Here is a 15,187-nt window from a genome sequence, read left to right as displayed (position 1 = left end):
AAATGCGGTACCTCATAATGAAGTTACTATGATTGAACAGACACCGAAAAGACAATTCTCATTAAGAACAGCAGTTATGCTGCCTTTTATTACCGTGTTATCACTAACACTCGGTGTTATTTTTTATACTCAAAATAGTAGTTACGAAAAAATGGTTGATGATGTCAGCCAAAAGATATTGTCCTCTTACACCCAAAATACCCATGATGACCTCAACAAGTTTTTAGAAAGCCCATTTTTCGCCGTTCAGAACATGGTCGACCAAATTGAACGTTATAAAATGTACCAACCGAACAACATCACACACATTCAGTCTTATTTAGAAGGTACCTTCTTAGGCTTATATCAAGACCTTGAACAAATGGATGTTCTCTCTTTTGGTGGGGAGAAAAAAGAATACATCGGGTTCCGACGCGAGCCAAACACCGGCCTATCCTTGATGTTGCAAGACAAGAGGACAGGGGACGATCTCATCATTTACCGTGGAAAAAAAGAATCGAAAGACATACGATCCGTCATTAAAAACTACGATCCAAGAGAACGCCCTTGGTATATCCCTGCAGCAAACACATTCAGGCCTTCTTGGTCGGCAATTTACGCCAATGCGGACGAACGTAAAGACATTACCATGTCAGCAATACAGCCTGTTTTTTATAATGATGATTTTATTGGCGTCTTTGCCGCTGACATCAAATTAGACTCTTTTAATCGTTTTTTATTAAAAGAAACAAAACAGACGAAAGGGTCGATTTATCTTATTGATGAGCAACAGCAACTCATTGCGCATTCCAGCATAGGAAGTGTTATTTCTTTAGGTACTGATAAAAGCCAAATTGGCTCTCGTTTGTACGCCACCGAAAGCTCAGATATAGCCATTAATCAAAGCGCCCAATACATTAAAGATCACAATTTAATTCATGCGACCACCGCGACACCCTTTAATTTCACTAATAATAAAGAACGCTATTTCAGTCAAATAACACCTTACGTAGATGATTATGGGCTGCATTGGTATATCGTTATTTCTATTTCAGAAAGCGATTTATTAGGTCAATTACAACAAGAGCAACGCAGAGGTTTAGGGTTTGGCTTTCTGCTTGCGATTGCAGGTCTTTTGATCGGTATTTATTTTATTACTCAAGTCACTAAACCGATATTTACCACAGCAAAAGCAGCCCGCAATATTGCCAGTGGTCACTGGAACAACCTTGAAGCCACAGGCAGCATCTATGAAACCACCATGCTGATGAACGCCTTTAACGATATGACCAATAAACTGCAATCTTCGTTCGAAGCCATGCGTCAACAAATTATATTCGACCCTTTAACCCAAGTATTCAGTCGCCAAGGCTTAATTGAACACAGTAAAGAAATGATCCAAGCAGGAAAAAAACAAGGTCTCTTAATCATTGGGGTGAATAACTTCCGAGATATTAACGACAGCTTAGGCATTATCGAAGGCGACAAATTACTTCAAAGCATTACTGATCGCCTTCAGTTAAGTTTTCCAGAAAAAGACATTGCCATCAGCCGAGTGGGTGGAGATGAGTTCGCTGTTTTCTTTTCGCAATTGGACAATGTAAAACAATTAGAACAACACGCCATTGAGATACAAGCGCGATTTATCACACCATTTTGTAGCGCAAACGACAGCGTGTTAGTCAGTATTTCCATAGGCTTAGTGGCAGGAGATCTTAGCTCGGATTCCATGACAATATGGTTACGTAACGCCAGCATTGCACTTGGCCAAGCCAAAAAGAATAATTTCAACATCTCGCTATACACACCTGAAATGGCGGAGGCATCATTAAATAAAGCCATCATGACAAGAGAGCTCGTGTTAGCGATTGAGAACAACGAAATGGTGCCTTTCTATCAACCGATCATTGATATAAAAACAGGTAAAACCATTGGTGCAGAAGCATTAGTACGCTGGTTGCATCCGACCCGAGGGATGATATCGCCATTAGATTTCATTCCCCTTGCTGAAGATAATGGAATGATTATTCCTATTGGCAAACAGATCCTGACCCAAGCCTGTTTAGACACGGTTTCACAGATAGAAAAAGGCTTATGGTCAAAAGACTTCCATATGCACGTTAATTTATCGGTTTGCCAACTCATGCAGGACGATTTCTTAGAAGAGTTAGATTCGGTGTTAACTCAAACGACGATTCCACCACAAAACCTAACCTTAGAGATAACGGAATCTCGCTTAGTCAATCATGATAAAACCACCACAGACACAATGCAGAAAATACGAGATTTGGGTATTCAAATTGCGATAGATGACTTCGGTACTGGCTATTCGTCATTGGCGTACATTCATAAACTTCCTTTTGATGTACTCAAAGTCGATCGTTCATTTATCAAAGATTTAACCACTGAAAATGTAGAATCTTCTATCGCTGCTGCGGTCATTAATATGACCAAAGGATTTAATATCACTTTAGTTGCCGAGGGGATTGAAACTCAAGAGCAAGCCGAATTACTCGTTAAATTAAATTATCAACACGCTCAAGGCTTCTTATACAGTCGCCCGCTTCCTCTGAGTGAATGGCCAACAGAATAAGTTAACATAACAGCGCAATCGGTAAAATTGCGCTGTTTTCCCCCGTTTTGCTGCTGACATCATCATCACTACTCTCTATACTTATTCTTACTATTTATACGCATTCATGTCTTCTTTGTAGGAATAATCCAATAATGATAACTAAAACACTCCCTCTTACGGATCTTCATCGTCACCTTGATGGCAATATCCGCATTGAAACCATTTTAGATTTAGGCCAAAAATTTGGTCTTGCATTACCCGCTTATGACTTAGAAGCATTACGTCCACACGTTCAAATTGTAGAAGCAGAGCCAAGCTTGGTTGCCTTTCTTTCTAAATTGGACTGGGGTGTTGCTGTTCTGGGTGACTTAGACGCATGTCGTCGCGTGGCTTATGAAAATGTTCAAGATGCCATGAATGCACAGATTGATTACGCCGAATTGCGTTTCTCCCCTTACTACATGGCAATGAAACATAACCTATCGATTGCGGGTGTTGTTGAAGCCGTTGTTGATGGCGTTGAGGCCGGTTGTCGTGATTTTGGTATCAAGACAAATCTTATTGGGATCATGAGCCGTACGTTTGGACAAGAAGCCTGTCAGCAAGAATTAGATGGTCTTCTTTCTCAAAAAAATAAGTTAGTTGCTATCGATTTAGCAGGCGATGAACTCGGTCAACCGGGTGATCGTTTTGTAAATCACTTTAAACAAGTACGTGATGCCGATTTACGTGTGACTGTGCATGCTGGTGAAGCGGCGGGTGCAGAAAGCATGTGGCAAGCAATTAATGAATTAGGAGCCATTCGTATTGGGCACGGCGTTAAAGCCGTTGAAGATCCAAAACTGTTGGAATTTCTAGCCAAAAACAACATTGGTATCGAGTCATGCTTAACCTCAAACATTCAAACAAGTACCGTTGCTTCCTTTGAATCTCACCCAATCAAAACCTTCTTGGAATATGGTGTAAAAGTCTGTTTAAACACCGATGATCCTGCGGTTGAAGGCATTGAGCTTCCTCATGAATACAACGTTGCGGCACCAAAAGTCGGCCTGACTCAAGAGCAGATCCGTCAGATTCAAATTAATGGCTTAGAGTTGGCTTTCTTATCTGACGCAGAAAAACAAGCGTTACGAGACATGGCAGCAAAGCGTTAATCATATAAAACGTCCTCATTAATAATAAGAGCCATTGGCTCTTATTATTAAATTCACCTCGTAACACTCACTTACCCTACTCATTCATCTTAACTTTAAGAATTCCACTCATCTTACCGTGCTTATTGATAAATAGCCTCTTGAGTCATTGTTAAGACAGTTTTGTTCTCATCATTACTGATAGCATCAGACCGCTAAAATTTACTCTCTAAATTTTGAACTCTGATAGGCCTTCTCGTCATGTTGTTTAAACAAAAAATCTCATTAAAGCTCGCAATAACACTGCCTTTTTTAGTCATCTTTATTATAACGATGACTATTATGCTCAATGAACAACAAAAAATGTACGACGACATGTTAAGTATAACGAGTAAAAAGCTCCTTCAATCGTCTTCTCGTAGCATTAAAGTCGGCCTACATCATTTTTTAGAAGATCCATTCAATGCCAATTTAACGATGCGTAATACCATAGAGCACTATCAGCTTTATTTACCAAATAAAGCATTCGAATTACAAGATTATTTAAAACAGCATTTTTCAAAAGAACTTAATGTTCTCCAGCAAGTCGATATTATTGGCTTTGGCAGCAATACTGGTGATTACTTTGGTTTTCGTCGAAACAAAAGTGCTCATACTTTATCTTTATTCTTAAAAGATCAATCCACCGATAATGGCCTTAATATTTACACTAACGCATCAACCAATGCACCGCTCCTAAAAACAATTCCAGCGTATGATCCTCGCTTACGCCCATGGTACATAAAATCAAAAGAGAACCCCAAGGCACAATGGAGCGATATTTATACCAATATCGACGAAGATGACGACTCAATTTTATCTGCATTAGCGCCTGTTTATGATAAAAGACATCATCTTGCCGGCGTCTTAACGACCGATGTCATGCTCAGCTCGTTTAATACCTTTTTAAATCAGGAAGCAAAAGAAATATCAGGCAGTATTTCAATTTTAGATGAGAAAGGAAATGTGTGGATTCATTCAAATCACAATGAAAAATACGCAAACCACAAAATAGATCGCTTAAAAGACATTAATGATCCCGTCACTCGAGAAACCATTCGTTATATCTCTGATATTGGGTTTAGCAAAGCAATCACAAAGAAAATCATCACGTTAAAAATTAATGGTAAAAACCATTTTTTAACCATTACCCCGTTTAAAAATAATACCGATATTGGAGCCTACATTGTGGCATCAATACCTGAATCCGTTTTACTCGGGAAGCTCCCAGAACAGCGGGACCGTTCTATTTTATTTATTATACTACTCAGCTTACTGTGTTTTACTTTAACGGCTTATATTGCCCGTCGCTTAATTCAGCCAATCATTGATACCGCAAATTCAGCAAAAGCCTTATCTCAAGGGGAATGGGATACACCGGTACCTTCTCACAGCAGCACAAAGGAAATCTCAACATTAACTGAGTCATTCGAATTAATGGCGAGAAATTTAAAATCCTCCTTTCAAGAACTCCAAGATAAAGTGACCTACGATACGTTAACCACGCTGTATAGCCGATCTGGATTAACCGAAGCGATATCGCCTTATTTATCAAAAGAATCAGGGCTCATCTCTTTTAGTATTAACGAATTTAGAAATATTAATGATGCCATTGGGCACGTAAGCGGTGATCTCCTGCTAGTCGATATCGCGCAACGTTTAAAAACACATTATCAAATAGACAATATTGAACTTGCCAGAATTGGTGGTTCGGAATTCGCGCTCTTTTTCTATTCAGTAAAAAGCGTCGATGAACTAAAGAAGTACGCTCAACAATTGCATTCTATTTTTAACACCCCGATTCAATCAAATTCAGGGGAAATAGCCATTCAAATCTCGATTGGGATTGTTTATGAACTCAATGACAATAACGTGATGCATTGGCTTCGCAGTGCCAGTTTGGCATTGGCCCAAGCACAATCAACGGCTGGGTATATCACCACTTTTACACCTTGCATGGCGATTGCATCTACTCAAAAAACACAATTAACGACAGACCTTGCCTACGCCATAAAAAATAATGAGTTCATTCCGTATTATCAACCATTAATCGATTTTAAAACCGGTAACGTTCAAGGCGCAGAGGCATTAATACGCTGGCAATCTCCCCTTTATGGGTTAATTCCACCGAATCAGTTTATTCCACTCGCTGAAGATAATGGCATGATTATCAACATTGGCCGTTACATTCTTCAGCAAGCCTGTTCCGATACGGCAAAAAAAATAAAATCAGGAGAATGGCCTGCTGACTTTATTATTCACGTTAATGTATCAATAGAGCAATTTCACCACTCCAACAGCTACGAAGGACTTGTTCGTATTTTACAATCATCAGGGTTATCAGCAAAAAATCTAAGCCTTGAGCTCATTGAATCTCGTTTGCTTAATGAAGATGACACCATGATAGAGCTAATGCGAAAAATAAGATCACTAGGGGTTCATTTGGCCATTGATGATTTTGGTACTGGCTATTCATCGCTTTCTTATTTACACACGCTGCCGTTTGATTGCCTCAAAATAGACCGTTCTTTTGTTAAAGGGTTAAACACAGAAAATGCATCGACTTCCATTGCAAACGCGATTGTGAATATTGCGAAAGGGTTTAATGTGTCGATTGTAGCAGAGGGTATTGAAACGGAAGAACAAGCCTTAATTTTAAAAGAAATGGGGTGCGATACCGCACAAGGGTTTTTATACAGCAAGCCACTACCACTTTCTTCATGGCCAAAAGACTTAACCGATTTTTCAATCACCCCCTCGTGATAATAAAAAAGACAACCACTTAAGTAAGTCATTGCCTTTATGTGAAAAGAAAATCGAATATTGTGCTTATTTAATTAGCTCAATCGCTTCTTTTGCAAGCGTGGTTATTTTTGACCAGTCTTTAGCGGCAATGACGTCTTTTGGTAGCATCCAAGAGCCACCGACCGTCGCCACACACTCTAACGCAGTGTAGTCATTTACATTCTGTGGATTAATCCCACCAGTAGGACAAAACTGCACTTGAGGTAATGGAGCCGCCATCGCTTTCAATACAGATGGTCCACCAAACGCACTTGCTGGAAAGAATTTAAGGTGCGTATAACCTAACTCAATGGCACGAATGACTTCTGACGGCGTAGCAACACCTGGGATCAAAGGAACATCTGCCGATTTTGCATGAGCTAATAAACTGGGAGTAAATCCAGGAGAGATAATAAACTTAGCGCCAGCCTCTACCGCTTGATCATATTGTTGAGTGCTGATCACTGTACCTGCACCAACAAGGGCTTGTGGCATTGCTTTTCGAATCGCCGTAATCGCCTCAAGAGCAACCGCCGTTCTCAATGTAACTTCAAATACATTAATACCGCCCGCCGCTAAAGCTTGAGCCATTGGTACAGCATCTTCTAGTTGTTCAATAACCATAACAGGAACAACGGGTGATGCGCTAAATACGTCTGAAGGCGAAAGATTCCAACTCATATTTTTCTTAGCTCTCTTTACTTATTAAAATAACCCTATTATTTTACGCTAATTTATTATCAATAGCTCTGATAAAGGTGAATTCCAATCTATTTTAGGTGTCCTATGGCATACTGGTTTTTATTCAACTTATCATCGATTTCTGGAGTTTATTATGAAGCTTTCACTACTGACTTTCACCGCTCTTCTGTTTTTATCAGGGTGTAGCCAGCAATCAGCAATAGACACATCCACAGATGATTTTGATAACAGTCAATCCGCATCAGGGGCTCATACTTTTATACTGCGTGGTACTGTAGTCATTGGCCACGAATCACAAAGTATTCAACCTTGTGGCAGTGATCAACAATATTGGATAAACCTCACTTCAGAGCAATGGAAAGCAGGAACCGACATTCAATCAACACCTTACCAATCAATGTATGGTGAATTAATCGGTCATTTTGAAGCACCACCAAAGGGCGGATTTGCGAATGATTACCCTGCACGTTTTGTCGTTTCTCATATCAACAAATTAGTTGCCGGTGAAGGCGCACGCTGCCAACAACCCGCTCAACCAACAACCGCATCGGGTAATGAACCTTTTTGGAATGTTCAAGTAAATAAAGGGATATTTAGCGTATCGGAAATGGGTAAAAAGGCCCAACAGCAAGCCATTACGGATCAAGAATTATCCATCGAGCAACGCACCTATCAATCCGATGACATTTCTCTTGTGATGGACAGTGCTATCTGCAAAGACACCATGGTTGATACTGTTTATGGTTGGGCATCAGACGTCACGATAAATGATAAAAACTATCAAGGTTGTGCTTCAATCTCACCAAAAGATACCACGCTAAACTGGGTAAACACATACAAAGGAACCAGTACGGCAGGTAACTCAGGTTTAACCATTGGTCTAACTTTACGTCCTGATCATTCCGCCGTCACTACGTATGATTATCAAAATGGCGAACCTCAATTAATTGAAACTGGCGTGTGGCAAGCCATTAATGAAAACCAAGTTCACGTATTAATGAGCCGTCACCAACGACAATACATGATTGCAGAACGAACCTTTACCCGTAAAGGCAATACCATCAACGCAGAGAAAGAAACGGTGAATGGCGTAGTCTTTCCCATCCAATCAGGGCTAACCTTATTCTCACCAGTACAACCGTTGGATAAATAATGTCTTGTTCAATTTGTGGATTTACCTATAACTGTATTTGCTCTCACCAGCCAAGTTTAACCTCGCACATTGAATTTGCGCTGCTGTACCATGAGAACGAACAAAAAAAATTAACCAACACCGGTAAGTTGATAACAAACAGCTTACCGAACGCTCGGGCTTATTTATGGCAACGTAAAGAGCTGCCAACCGCGCTACTAGAAAAAATAGCGCGAGATGATACTGAGACATGGTTACTTTTTCCAAGTACAGAAAACACACTCAGTACAGAATATGCCAATGCAAAGACGTCATCTAAAAAGCAGTTGTTTATTTTACTTGATGCGACCTGGCAAGAAGCGAAAAAAATGGTCAACAAAAGCCCTTGGTTACAAGAGCTTCCTTGTTTGTATTTAGAGAGTGTCGATACCTCAAGCTATCATTTACGTCGAAATCAAAGCGAAGGCAATCTGTGCACTTGTGAGGCGGGAATGGAAATATTAAAGATGGTAAAAGAGCCTGAAAATGCACAGGCTCTTAATCTGTATTACGAGCGATTTTTAACCGTTTTTCAAGCAGAACGCAGTGGTCACCTTTACGTCGAATGACCCTCGACATCCCTTATTTCAATGCTTTAGGCTCACCCAAAAAGTAGCCTTGTAAATAATCAACGCCCATTTGCTCCACAATCGAGCAGACTTCTTGATTGTGAACAAACTCAGCCACCACTTTCGCATCAAGCGCATGGCACAATTGCACCATTTGCTGAGAGATCAGGCGTTGACGCTTATCTTGATGAACATTTTTAATCAAAGAGCCATCCAGTTTAATCACTTGAGGCTCTAGTTTCATGACCTCATCAATATTCGAATAACCAGACCCAAAGTCATCAATGATGATCCGTGCCCCTAATCGTCTAAAGTGATTACAAACTTCAATCATACGACCGTAATCTTGAATTTGCTCCGTCTCTAACACCTCAAAACCTACTCTAAATGGATTATCTAAACGAATAATAGAGGACTCTAATAAATCAAGAGTTCTGTCACTCATCAAATCTTGAGGCGAAAGATTAATGGAAAAATCCATATGATTCGATTGCATAATATCAAACGTACAAGAAATCATTTCTCGGCTTAATCGAGTATAAAGGTGAGTGCCCTCTACCGCTGGCAAAAATTGCCCAGGAGAAAATACTTGGTCACCTTCACGAATACGCATTAAACACTCTGTAGAGGCTTGCTCGTGGCTATTTGCTTTAAAGATTGGCTGACCATAGACCAACACACTTTTTTTAGAAATGGCGCGATTCACACACGTTAACCAATCCAACTGGCTTTGGCGTAATCGCTCTTCTTTCAATAAATCACGTGCGTTACATAAGTGACGATTTCGACGCATCGCTACGCGACGGGCTTCTACGGTTTTTAAAATAAGTTCTTCGACTGCAATCTGAGGGAAATCACGACGGCTAATTAAACCACCAGAAATAGTCACACTGAGATAATCCACATCATTAAGGCCATAAGGTTCAAAACTTACGTGCTCAATGCCTTCAATAAAGTCCGTAATGTATTTACGTAAAACTTCACTGTTCTTATTACTGTGAAAAACCACTCCCCATTCAGCAATACCGATACTGTAAAGCTCGACTGCCGCCCCAATCGCACTAGAAAGTTGATCTTCTAAGTATTTACTGATGTCTTGAAGTAATTTATCCCCGACTTGATAACCATATTTTTCATTCACTTGGCTTAAATTGGTGAGCTTAAAAGACACTAAGTGATCGGTTTCTGCAATATGTTCAAGACGCTCTTTCAAAACGATCCGATTAAGGAGACCAGTTCGTCGGTCAGTACGATACGTTTGGATAAGGCGCATCGATTGGTCATGGATTTTCTTTTCCATCTCAGAGGTCATTTGATCAACATCTTGAATCGAATTTTTTATTAATGAAAACAAAGGTGTTAAGTTATGCTCTCTTGGTGAGGGAGCAAATCCAGAATCAACCGTTTCTGAGACGGACTCTCTCAGAGCTAAGTAGGTTAAACTATGATGCAAGATGAGTTGCTTATGAGAACGGAAAAATTCGCCCATTCCATAAATACCTTGGCACGAACCAATATCTGAGAAAGTTTGCAGCTCTGTCGATTCCGAACTGCTTTCAATTCGAGATTCACAATTATAAATAAAAATAGATTCAGGTTGTTTCTTTGCCAGTCTCATTGCGCCTTGATTCACTTGCTCTTGAGTCAATGAAGGATGGTAATAACATAATCGAACTTCATCCCCCATTGGGATCGGTGAAGCAAACTGAAGGTACCCTTCTTCTGTAATCGCCTCCACCGCGTTGATGTGGCGCACGGTGTCCTCTTCCAACATTAAAGGAAATGCTTGGATCTGGCTTAATGCCGTCGATTTGTTATCAGCAAGATATTTACAGTAAAAATCATACGCAAGAAGGTGATCTATTGTTTTTACAATATTACCTTCTGAAGAAGTAATTCGAAAACGCTTACCAATTGGGTTCCATTCCACAAACGCTTCTGACCACGCTTGCAGTTGTTCTCCATGCATCGCTACCGCAACAATTTGATCGTAATAAAATCGACCATTTAAAAATACCCATGTTCCTTTTCCGGTATCTGCGGCAACGCCTCCAGACACAGGGATTTGATTTTGGTGTTCTGAGAAGGCATCGAAAAGTTTATAGTTACTCGCTGAACCATAACAACCAAAGGCAATAATCGCTTTTGTTGTTTGTCCAATAGAGAGTCGTCTTAATAGGTGATGACCAACGCGAGTTTCATCTTGAGAATGAAACACGGAAGCAGAAGTAAGTTGAGAAGAATCGAGAATAGAAATACTAATTACGGTTGAATCAGTAAAAATTGACGCATCAATACTGGAATGAATAACGCTAAGGCCAATCACTTCCGAGTTAGGGAAAAAATGCTGTAAAGAAGCATAATAATCATCAACAATCTCTGGTTGTTGAGAAGAAAATATTTGAATTAAACACGCGGTTCCAAGCTCTATAGATAGTGAATCACACTCCTCATGGAGTTGTGTAAGTCTCTGAACACTAAACGAGAGAGTTTGCATCGTTAATTAAGCCCTTATTATTTTAATATATTTAGCTCGTCACATATAAAACAGAGGCACATATGCGCCCCTATTTTTAGAATAAACCAATAATGACTTAATGATTATTAGGTAACCCTATACGTTTATCCCTGCAACATAACCGCTCGACCATGCCCACTGAAAGTTATAGCCGCCAAGCCAACCACTTACATCCATCACTTCCCCGACAAAATACAGACCAGGTACTTTTTTCGATTCCATGGTTTTAGACGACAATTCATTACTATCAACCCCTCCTAGCGTGACTTCTGCGGTACGATACCCTTCAGTGCCATTAGGAAGAATTTGCCATTTATGGAACAACGAACACAGCTGTTCTTGTTCTTTGTTATTGATTTGCTTAAGAGAACGATCATTAAAAATAGTATTCTTTAATAAGGTTTCAACCACTCTTTTAGGCAATAATTTAGCTAATGAATTTTTAACGCTTTGATTGGGATGATCGATACGCATAGTATCTAATTCTTCGGACAAATCGTCATTTGGTAACAAATCTATCATTACTTTTTGACCTGCGTTCCAATATGAAGAAATTTGTAGGATTGAGGGGCCAGATAAACCACGGTGGGTAAACAAGAGATTTTCTTTAAAGCTATCACCACTTTCTGATTCTACAACCACTGGAATCGCAATGCCTGACAGTTCAGAAAACGCTTCTTTATCTTCTTTATGCAACGTGAACGGAACAAGACCCGCCGTCGTTGGAACCATTGATAAACCAAACTGCTCAGCCAATTGATAACCAAACGGGGTTGCACCTAATTTCGGCATTGATAATCCACCCGTCGCGATCACCAAAGATTCGCATTCGATACGATCAGTATCAAGCGTCAGAGAAAAACCGGATTCACTCTTTTTAACATCTTGAATCTCGCAGCGGTAGCGATAATTCACATTAGCCAATTCACATTCTTTTAGCAGCATATCGACAATTTCTTTTGCCGAATCGACACAGAATAATTGGCCATGATCGCGCTCTTCAAATTCAATGCCGTATTTAGACACTAAAGAGATGAAATCCCAGTTAGTGTATTGAGACAATGCCGATTTCACAAAGTGAGCGTTGTTACAAACAAAGTGAGTTGCTGACACATCGTAATTCGTAAAATTACAACGACCACCACCAGAGATTAAAATTTTACGTCCCGGTTTTTTAGCGTGATCGACAACTAAAACACTGCGGCCTCGTTTGCCGGCTTCAGCTGCACACATTAATCCTGCAGCGCCTGCACCGATAACCACTACGTCTACTTTTTTCATGACACTCTCACCCAAATTCAATTGGGAGGGAGTTTACTATTTTCAGCTCTAGATGCCCAAACTAATTACCAAGAAAAACACCGCGACGGTAACGAAAAGCAAAGCACTCGATAACATGAAGAGATAACGCGCTTTCTCACACTTAAATACAAAAAGTGTATCGTGATGATTTAAATACTCTTCTTGCCATAAATAATGAAATAATTTGCTTTGTTTGCCGATATTGCCATGAGTAGTAAAAAAACCACGGCCATCAACTTGTTGGTACAACAGAGGATGCGCTTCACGCATAATAAAGAGAAGAGTTTTGAGTGTACTGAAATAACGGATCACATTCAGACTTGTAACCGAAAACAACGCCAATAAAATAAGATCGCCACTTACCATAATAACCTCCAGACATACTTGTCATAAGAGCTGGATAAGTGACGACCGGTCATCTACCTGTATTTATACAAATCGTCATAAATACATACTACATTGAGGGGTGCTTTTTCTTACCCAGCAGTGCTATCCATAATAGATGACGAACCAGATTTTGCTAATACAGCTAAATCTTTATCGATAAAGAATAACGCTTTACCGTCTTCACCTACTAGGTCAATTTTATCTAAAATGCCTTTGAATAATTTCTCTTCTTCATGCTGCTCTGCCACGTACCACTGAAGGAAATTAAACGTTGAGTAATCTTGAGAAGTAAAAGCAACATGAGCTAATTTATTGATCTCTTGCGTGATCATTTTCTCATGTTCTAATGTCGTACGGAACACATCGCCCAACCCTGAAAATTCAGATTGTGGTGCTTCAATCGCACCTAAGATAGGCATTGAACCAGTTTCACTCACGTAAGTGAATAAGCGTTGCATATGTTCCATTTCTTCCGATGCGTGAGCACGAAAAAACGACGCTGCGCCATCAAATCCTTTGTCTTCACACCAAGCACTCATTTGTAAGTATAGGTTAGATGAGAAAAATTCTAGGTTAATTTGCGCATTAAGATGATCGATCATGGTTTTCGCTAACATAGTTGAATTCCTTTATGACTCATTTTCATTCGAAACTGAGTCTACTATACCATAGGTAATCTGTATTTTAATTAATCAGAAGACATGAGACAGAACGAGACCTAAACGACAAAAAAAGAGAAAGACTGGTGCTAATCTATAGATAATCCATCTTAAATATCGAATTCAAAAGGGATTTAACCTTTGGATTACCTAGGAGATAAATTATGAGCTATAAACATATTCTTGTTGCTGTCGATTTAACAGAAGAGAGTAAGTCACTGGTCACTAAAGCGGTTGGTTTAGCCAAGGCTCTTGATGCGAAAGTCTCTTTTATTCACATTGATGTTAGCTATGCAGAATTATATACCGGATTAATTGATATTAATCTGGCTGAAACACAACACCAAGCAATGGAAGCATCGCACGAAGCCATGAAGCATTTAGTCACCTTTGCAGATTATCCAATTCATAAAACATTGGTCAGTAGTGGGGATCTAAGCAGTGAGTTGTGCGAAGCAATTGAAAACTTAGATGTAAACCTTGTGGTTTGTGGTCATCATCAAGATTTCTGGAGTAAATTATTATCATCAACCAGACAAGTGATCAACACCTGTCCAATTGACGTTCTTGTTGTGCCATTTAAAGATTAAGACTTCATTCCGGCGTTAACATACACATCGAAACGATTCTTCTTCGTTTCAATCGCCATCGAAGGCTTTTGATTATCTAGCCATTCAGCATAATCAGGACGCTTCACAACAACACGTTTCGTGGCCATCAATAATGCCGGTGCTAACAATGCATCGGCATCATTATCTGCACCAACCAACGATTGGAACACTCGCATTTCTTTCTTAACGAGCGCACTTTTCTTTTTATTTTCAGGGTGTGGGTACATAGGATCAAGGTACACAACATCGGGCTGTACAAAATCATCTTGTGCCATTAATTGCTCTAACGCATCATGACTTGATGCATGCAACAGAGACATTCGTTGCGATACCCAGCCACCAATATCGGCATCGTGTTTCGCTCGCGATAAGCCATCATCAAGCAAGGCAGCCACCACTGGATGACGCTCTACCATTTGCACTTTGCATCCTAAAGAAGCCAAAACAAACGCATCTCGCCCTAGCCCTGCCGTTCCATCCAGAACCAATGGGGTTGCGCCTTTATTCAATCCAACCGCTTTCGCTATAGACTGGCCTTTACCACCACCAAACTTACGGCGATGCGCTACGGCACCAGAGACCAAATCAACAAAAATTGCCCCTAGCTTAGGTTCATCTCGTTTACGTAATTCAAGCTGTTGTGTTGTCAGTACCAACGCAAAGACATTATCTTCATCGTGCATTAATCCCCAACGAGTGGCAATGGCTTCGAGTTCAGATTGACGATTTAGGTCTTCACACAATAACGCTATTTGCAC

12 protein-coding genes are annotated in these 15,187 nt (G+C 40.0%); 6 read left to right on the top strand and 6 right to left on the bottom strand.

The genetic code is table 11. The features are described from left to right. Positions 1 to 28 precede the first annotated feature (28 nt). The 3 genes from AACV33_RS02740 to AACV33_RS02730 all read left to right on the top strand — a co-directional run bounded on the left by AACV33_RS02740 (position 29) and on the right by AACV33_RS02730 (position 6,489). Positions 29 to 2,572 (top strand): bifunctional diguanylate cyclase/phosphodiesterase, encoded by a 2,544-nt coding sequence (locus tag AACV33_RS02740; RefSeq protein WP_065611898.1) that lies wholly within the window; start codon positions 29 to 31, stop codon positions 2,570 to 2,572. A 134-nt stretch (positions 2,573 to 2,706) separates the two neighbouring features. Further along, the gene (gene add, locus AACV33_RS02735) at positions 2,707 to 3,708 is read left to right on the top strand and encodes an adenosine deaminase (protein ID WP_017022171.1); all 1,002 of its coding nucleotides are present in this window, start codon (positions 2,707 to 2,709) and stop codon (positions 3,706 to 3,708) included. Between the two features lie 240 nt (positions 3,709 to 3,948). After that, positions 3,949 to 6,489 (top strand): bifunctional diguanylate cyclase/phosphodiesterase, encoded by a 2,541-nt coding sequence (locus tag AACV33_RS02730; RefSeq protein ID WP_065611900.1) that lies wholly within the window; start codon positions 3,949 to 3,951, stop codon positions 6,487 to 6,489. A gap of 66 nt (positions 6,490 to 6,555) precedes the next feature. On the opposite strand, the gene AACV33_RS02725 is transcribed toward AACV33_RS02730, so the two are convergent. Beyond that, positions 6,556 to 7,191, bottom strand: a complete 636-nt coding sequence (locus AACV33_RS02725; RefSeq protein ID WP_012551363.1) for a bifunctional 4-hydroxy-2-oxoglutarate aldolase/2-dehydro-3-deoxy-phosphogluconate aldolase — start codon at positions 7,189 to 7,191, stop codon at positions 6,556 to 6,558. A gap of 154 nt (positions 7,192 to 7,345) precedes the next feature. Between AACV33_RS02725 and AACV33_RS02720 the strand changes: the two genes are divergently transcribed. Continuing rightward, positions 7,346 to 8,365 carry a COG3650 family protein gene (locus tag AACV33_RS02720; RefSeq protein WP_065611901.1) on the top strand — a complete coding sequence of 340 codons (1,020 nt, stop codon included), beginning with the start codon at positions 7,346 to 7,348 and terminating at the stop codon, positions 8,363 to 8,365. Then, positions 8,365 to 8,952, top strand: coding sequence for a tRNA-uridine aminocarboxypropyltransferase (locus AACV33_RS02715; protein ID WP_065611902.1), 588 nt, complete (start codon positions 8,365 to 8,367; stop codon positions 8,950 to 8,952). Before AACV33_RS02720 ends, AACV33_RS02715 begins: the two co-directional genes overlap by 1 nt. A gap of 13 nt (positions 8,953 to 8,965) precedes the next feature. On the opposite strand, the gene AACV33_RS02710 is transcribed toward AACV33_RS02715, so the two are convergent. The 4 genes from AACV33_RS02710 to ftnA form a co-directional block, all read right to left on the bottom strand. Beyond that, a complete protein-coding gene (locus AACV33_RS02710) occupies positions 8,966 to 11,449 on the bottom strand; it encodes a bifunctional diguanylate cyclase/phosphodiesterase (protein WP_017022175.1) in 2,484 nt (827 codons plus the stop codon). Positions 11,450 to 11,566: 117 nt separating this feature from the next. Continuing rightward, positions 11,567 to 12,751 carry an NAD(P)/FAD-dependent oxidoreductase gene (locus AACV33_RS02705; RefSeq protein ID WP_026025483.1) on the bottom strand — a complete coding sequence of 395 codons (1,185 nt, stop codon included), beginning with the start codon at positions 12,749 to 12,751 and terminating at the stop codon, positions 11,567 to 11,569. Between the two features lie 48 nt (positions 12,752 to 12,799). Continuing rightward, positions 12,800 to 13,138: a universal stress protein UspB gene (gene uspB, locus AACV33_RS02700; protein ID WP_012551359.1), complete on the bottom strand. Its 339-nt coding sequence runs from the start codon at positions 13,136 to 13,138 to the stop codon at positions 12,800 to 12,802. A 110-nt stretch (positions 13,139 to 13,248) separates the two neighbouring features. Further along, on the bottom strand, positions 13,249 to 13,776 hold the full coding sequence (gene ftnA, locus AACV33_RS02695) for a non-heme ferritin (RefSeq protein ID WP_012551358.1): 528 nt from the start codon (positions 13,774 to 13,776) through the stop codon (positions 13,249 to 13,251). 206 nt (positions 13,777 to 13,982) lie between these two features. Between ftnA and AACV33_RS02690 the strand changes: the two genes are divergently transcribed. Continuing rightward, the gene (locus tag AACV33_RS02690; protein ID WP_012551357.1) at positions 13,983 to 14,408 is read left to right on the top strand and encodes a universal stress protein; all 426 of its coding nucleotides are present in this window, start codon (positions 13,983 to 13,985) and stop codon (positions 14,406 to 14,408) included. On the opposite strand, the gene AACV33_RS02685 is transcribed toward AACV33_RS02690, so the two are convergent. Further along, positions 14,405 to 15,187: a class I SAM-dependent methyltransferase gene (locus AACV33_RS02685; RefSeq protein ID WP_017022177.1), complete on the bottom strand. Its 783-nt coding sequence runs from the start codon at positions 15,185 to 15,187 to the stop codon at positions 14,405 to 14,407. The two genes, AACV33_RS02690 and AACV33_RS02685, sit on opposite strands and share 4 nt — an antisense overlap.

The organism is Aliivibrio sp. SR45-2, assembly GCF_963890165.1.
Classification (GTDB): Bacteria; Pseudomonadota; Gammaproteobacteria; order Enterobacterales; family Vibrionaceae; genus Aliivibrio; species Aliivibrio salmonicida.
The sequence above is the reverse complement of the archived record's forward strand: the minus strand, read 5'-3'. Positions and strand labels throughout refer to the sequence as shown.

Coding starts and splice junctions, on each gene's coding strand:
- add (WP_017022171.1), top strand. CDS start 2,707: ATGATAACTAAAACACTCCCTCTTACGGATCTTCATCGTCACCTTGAT.
- AACV33_RS02740 (WP_065611898.1), top strand. CDS start 29: ATGATTGAACAGACACCGAAAAGACAATTCTCATTAAGAACAGCAGTT.
- uspB (WP_012551359.1), bottom strand. CDS start 13,138: ATGGTAAGTGGCGATCTTATTTTATTGGCGTTGTTTTCGGTTACAAGT.
- AACV33_RS02715 (WP_065611902.1), top strand. CDS start 8,365: ATGTCTTGTTCAATTTGTGGATTTACCTATAACTGTATTTGCTCTCAC.
- AACV33_RS02725 (WP_012551363.1), bottom strand. CDS start 7,191: ATGAGTTGGAATCTTTCGCCTTCAGACGTATTTAGCGCATCACCCGTT.
- AACV33_RS02690 (WP_012551357.1), top strand. CDS start 13,983: ATGAGCTATAAACATATTCTTGTTGCTGTCGATTTAACAGAAGAGAGT.
- AACV33_RS02720 (WP_065611901.1), top strand. CDS start 7,346: ATGAAGCTTTCACTACTGACTTTCACCGCTCTTCTGTTTTTATCAGGG.
- ftnA (WP_012551358.1), bottom strand. CDS start 13,776: ATGTTAGCGAAAACCATGATCGATCATCTTAATGCGCAAATTAACCTA.
- AACV33_RS02730 (WP_065611900.1), top strand. CDS start 3,949: ATGTTGTTTAAACAAAAAATCTCATTAAAGCTCGCAATAACACTGCCT.
- AACV33_RS02710 (WP_017022175.1), bottom strand. CDS start 11,449: ATGCAAACTCTCTCGTTTAGTGTTCAGAGACTTACACAACTCCATGAG.
- AACV33_RS02705 (WP_026025483.1), bottom strand. CDS start 12,751: ATGAAAAAAGTAGACGTAGTGGTTATCGGTGCAGGCGCTGCAGGATTA.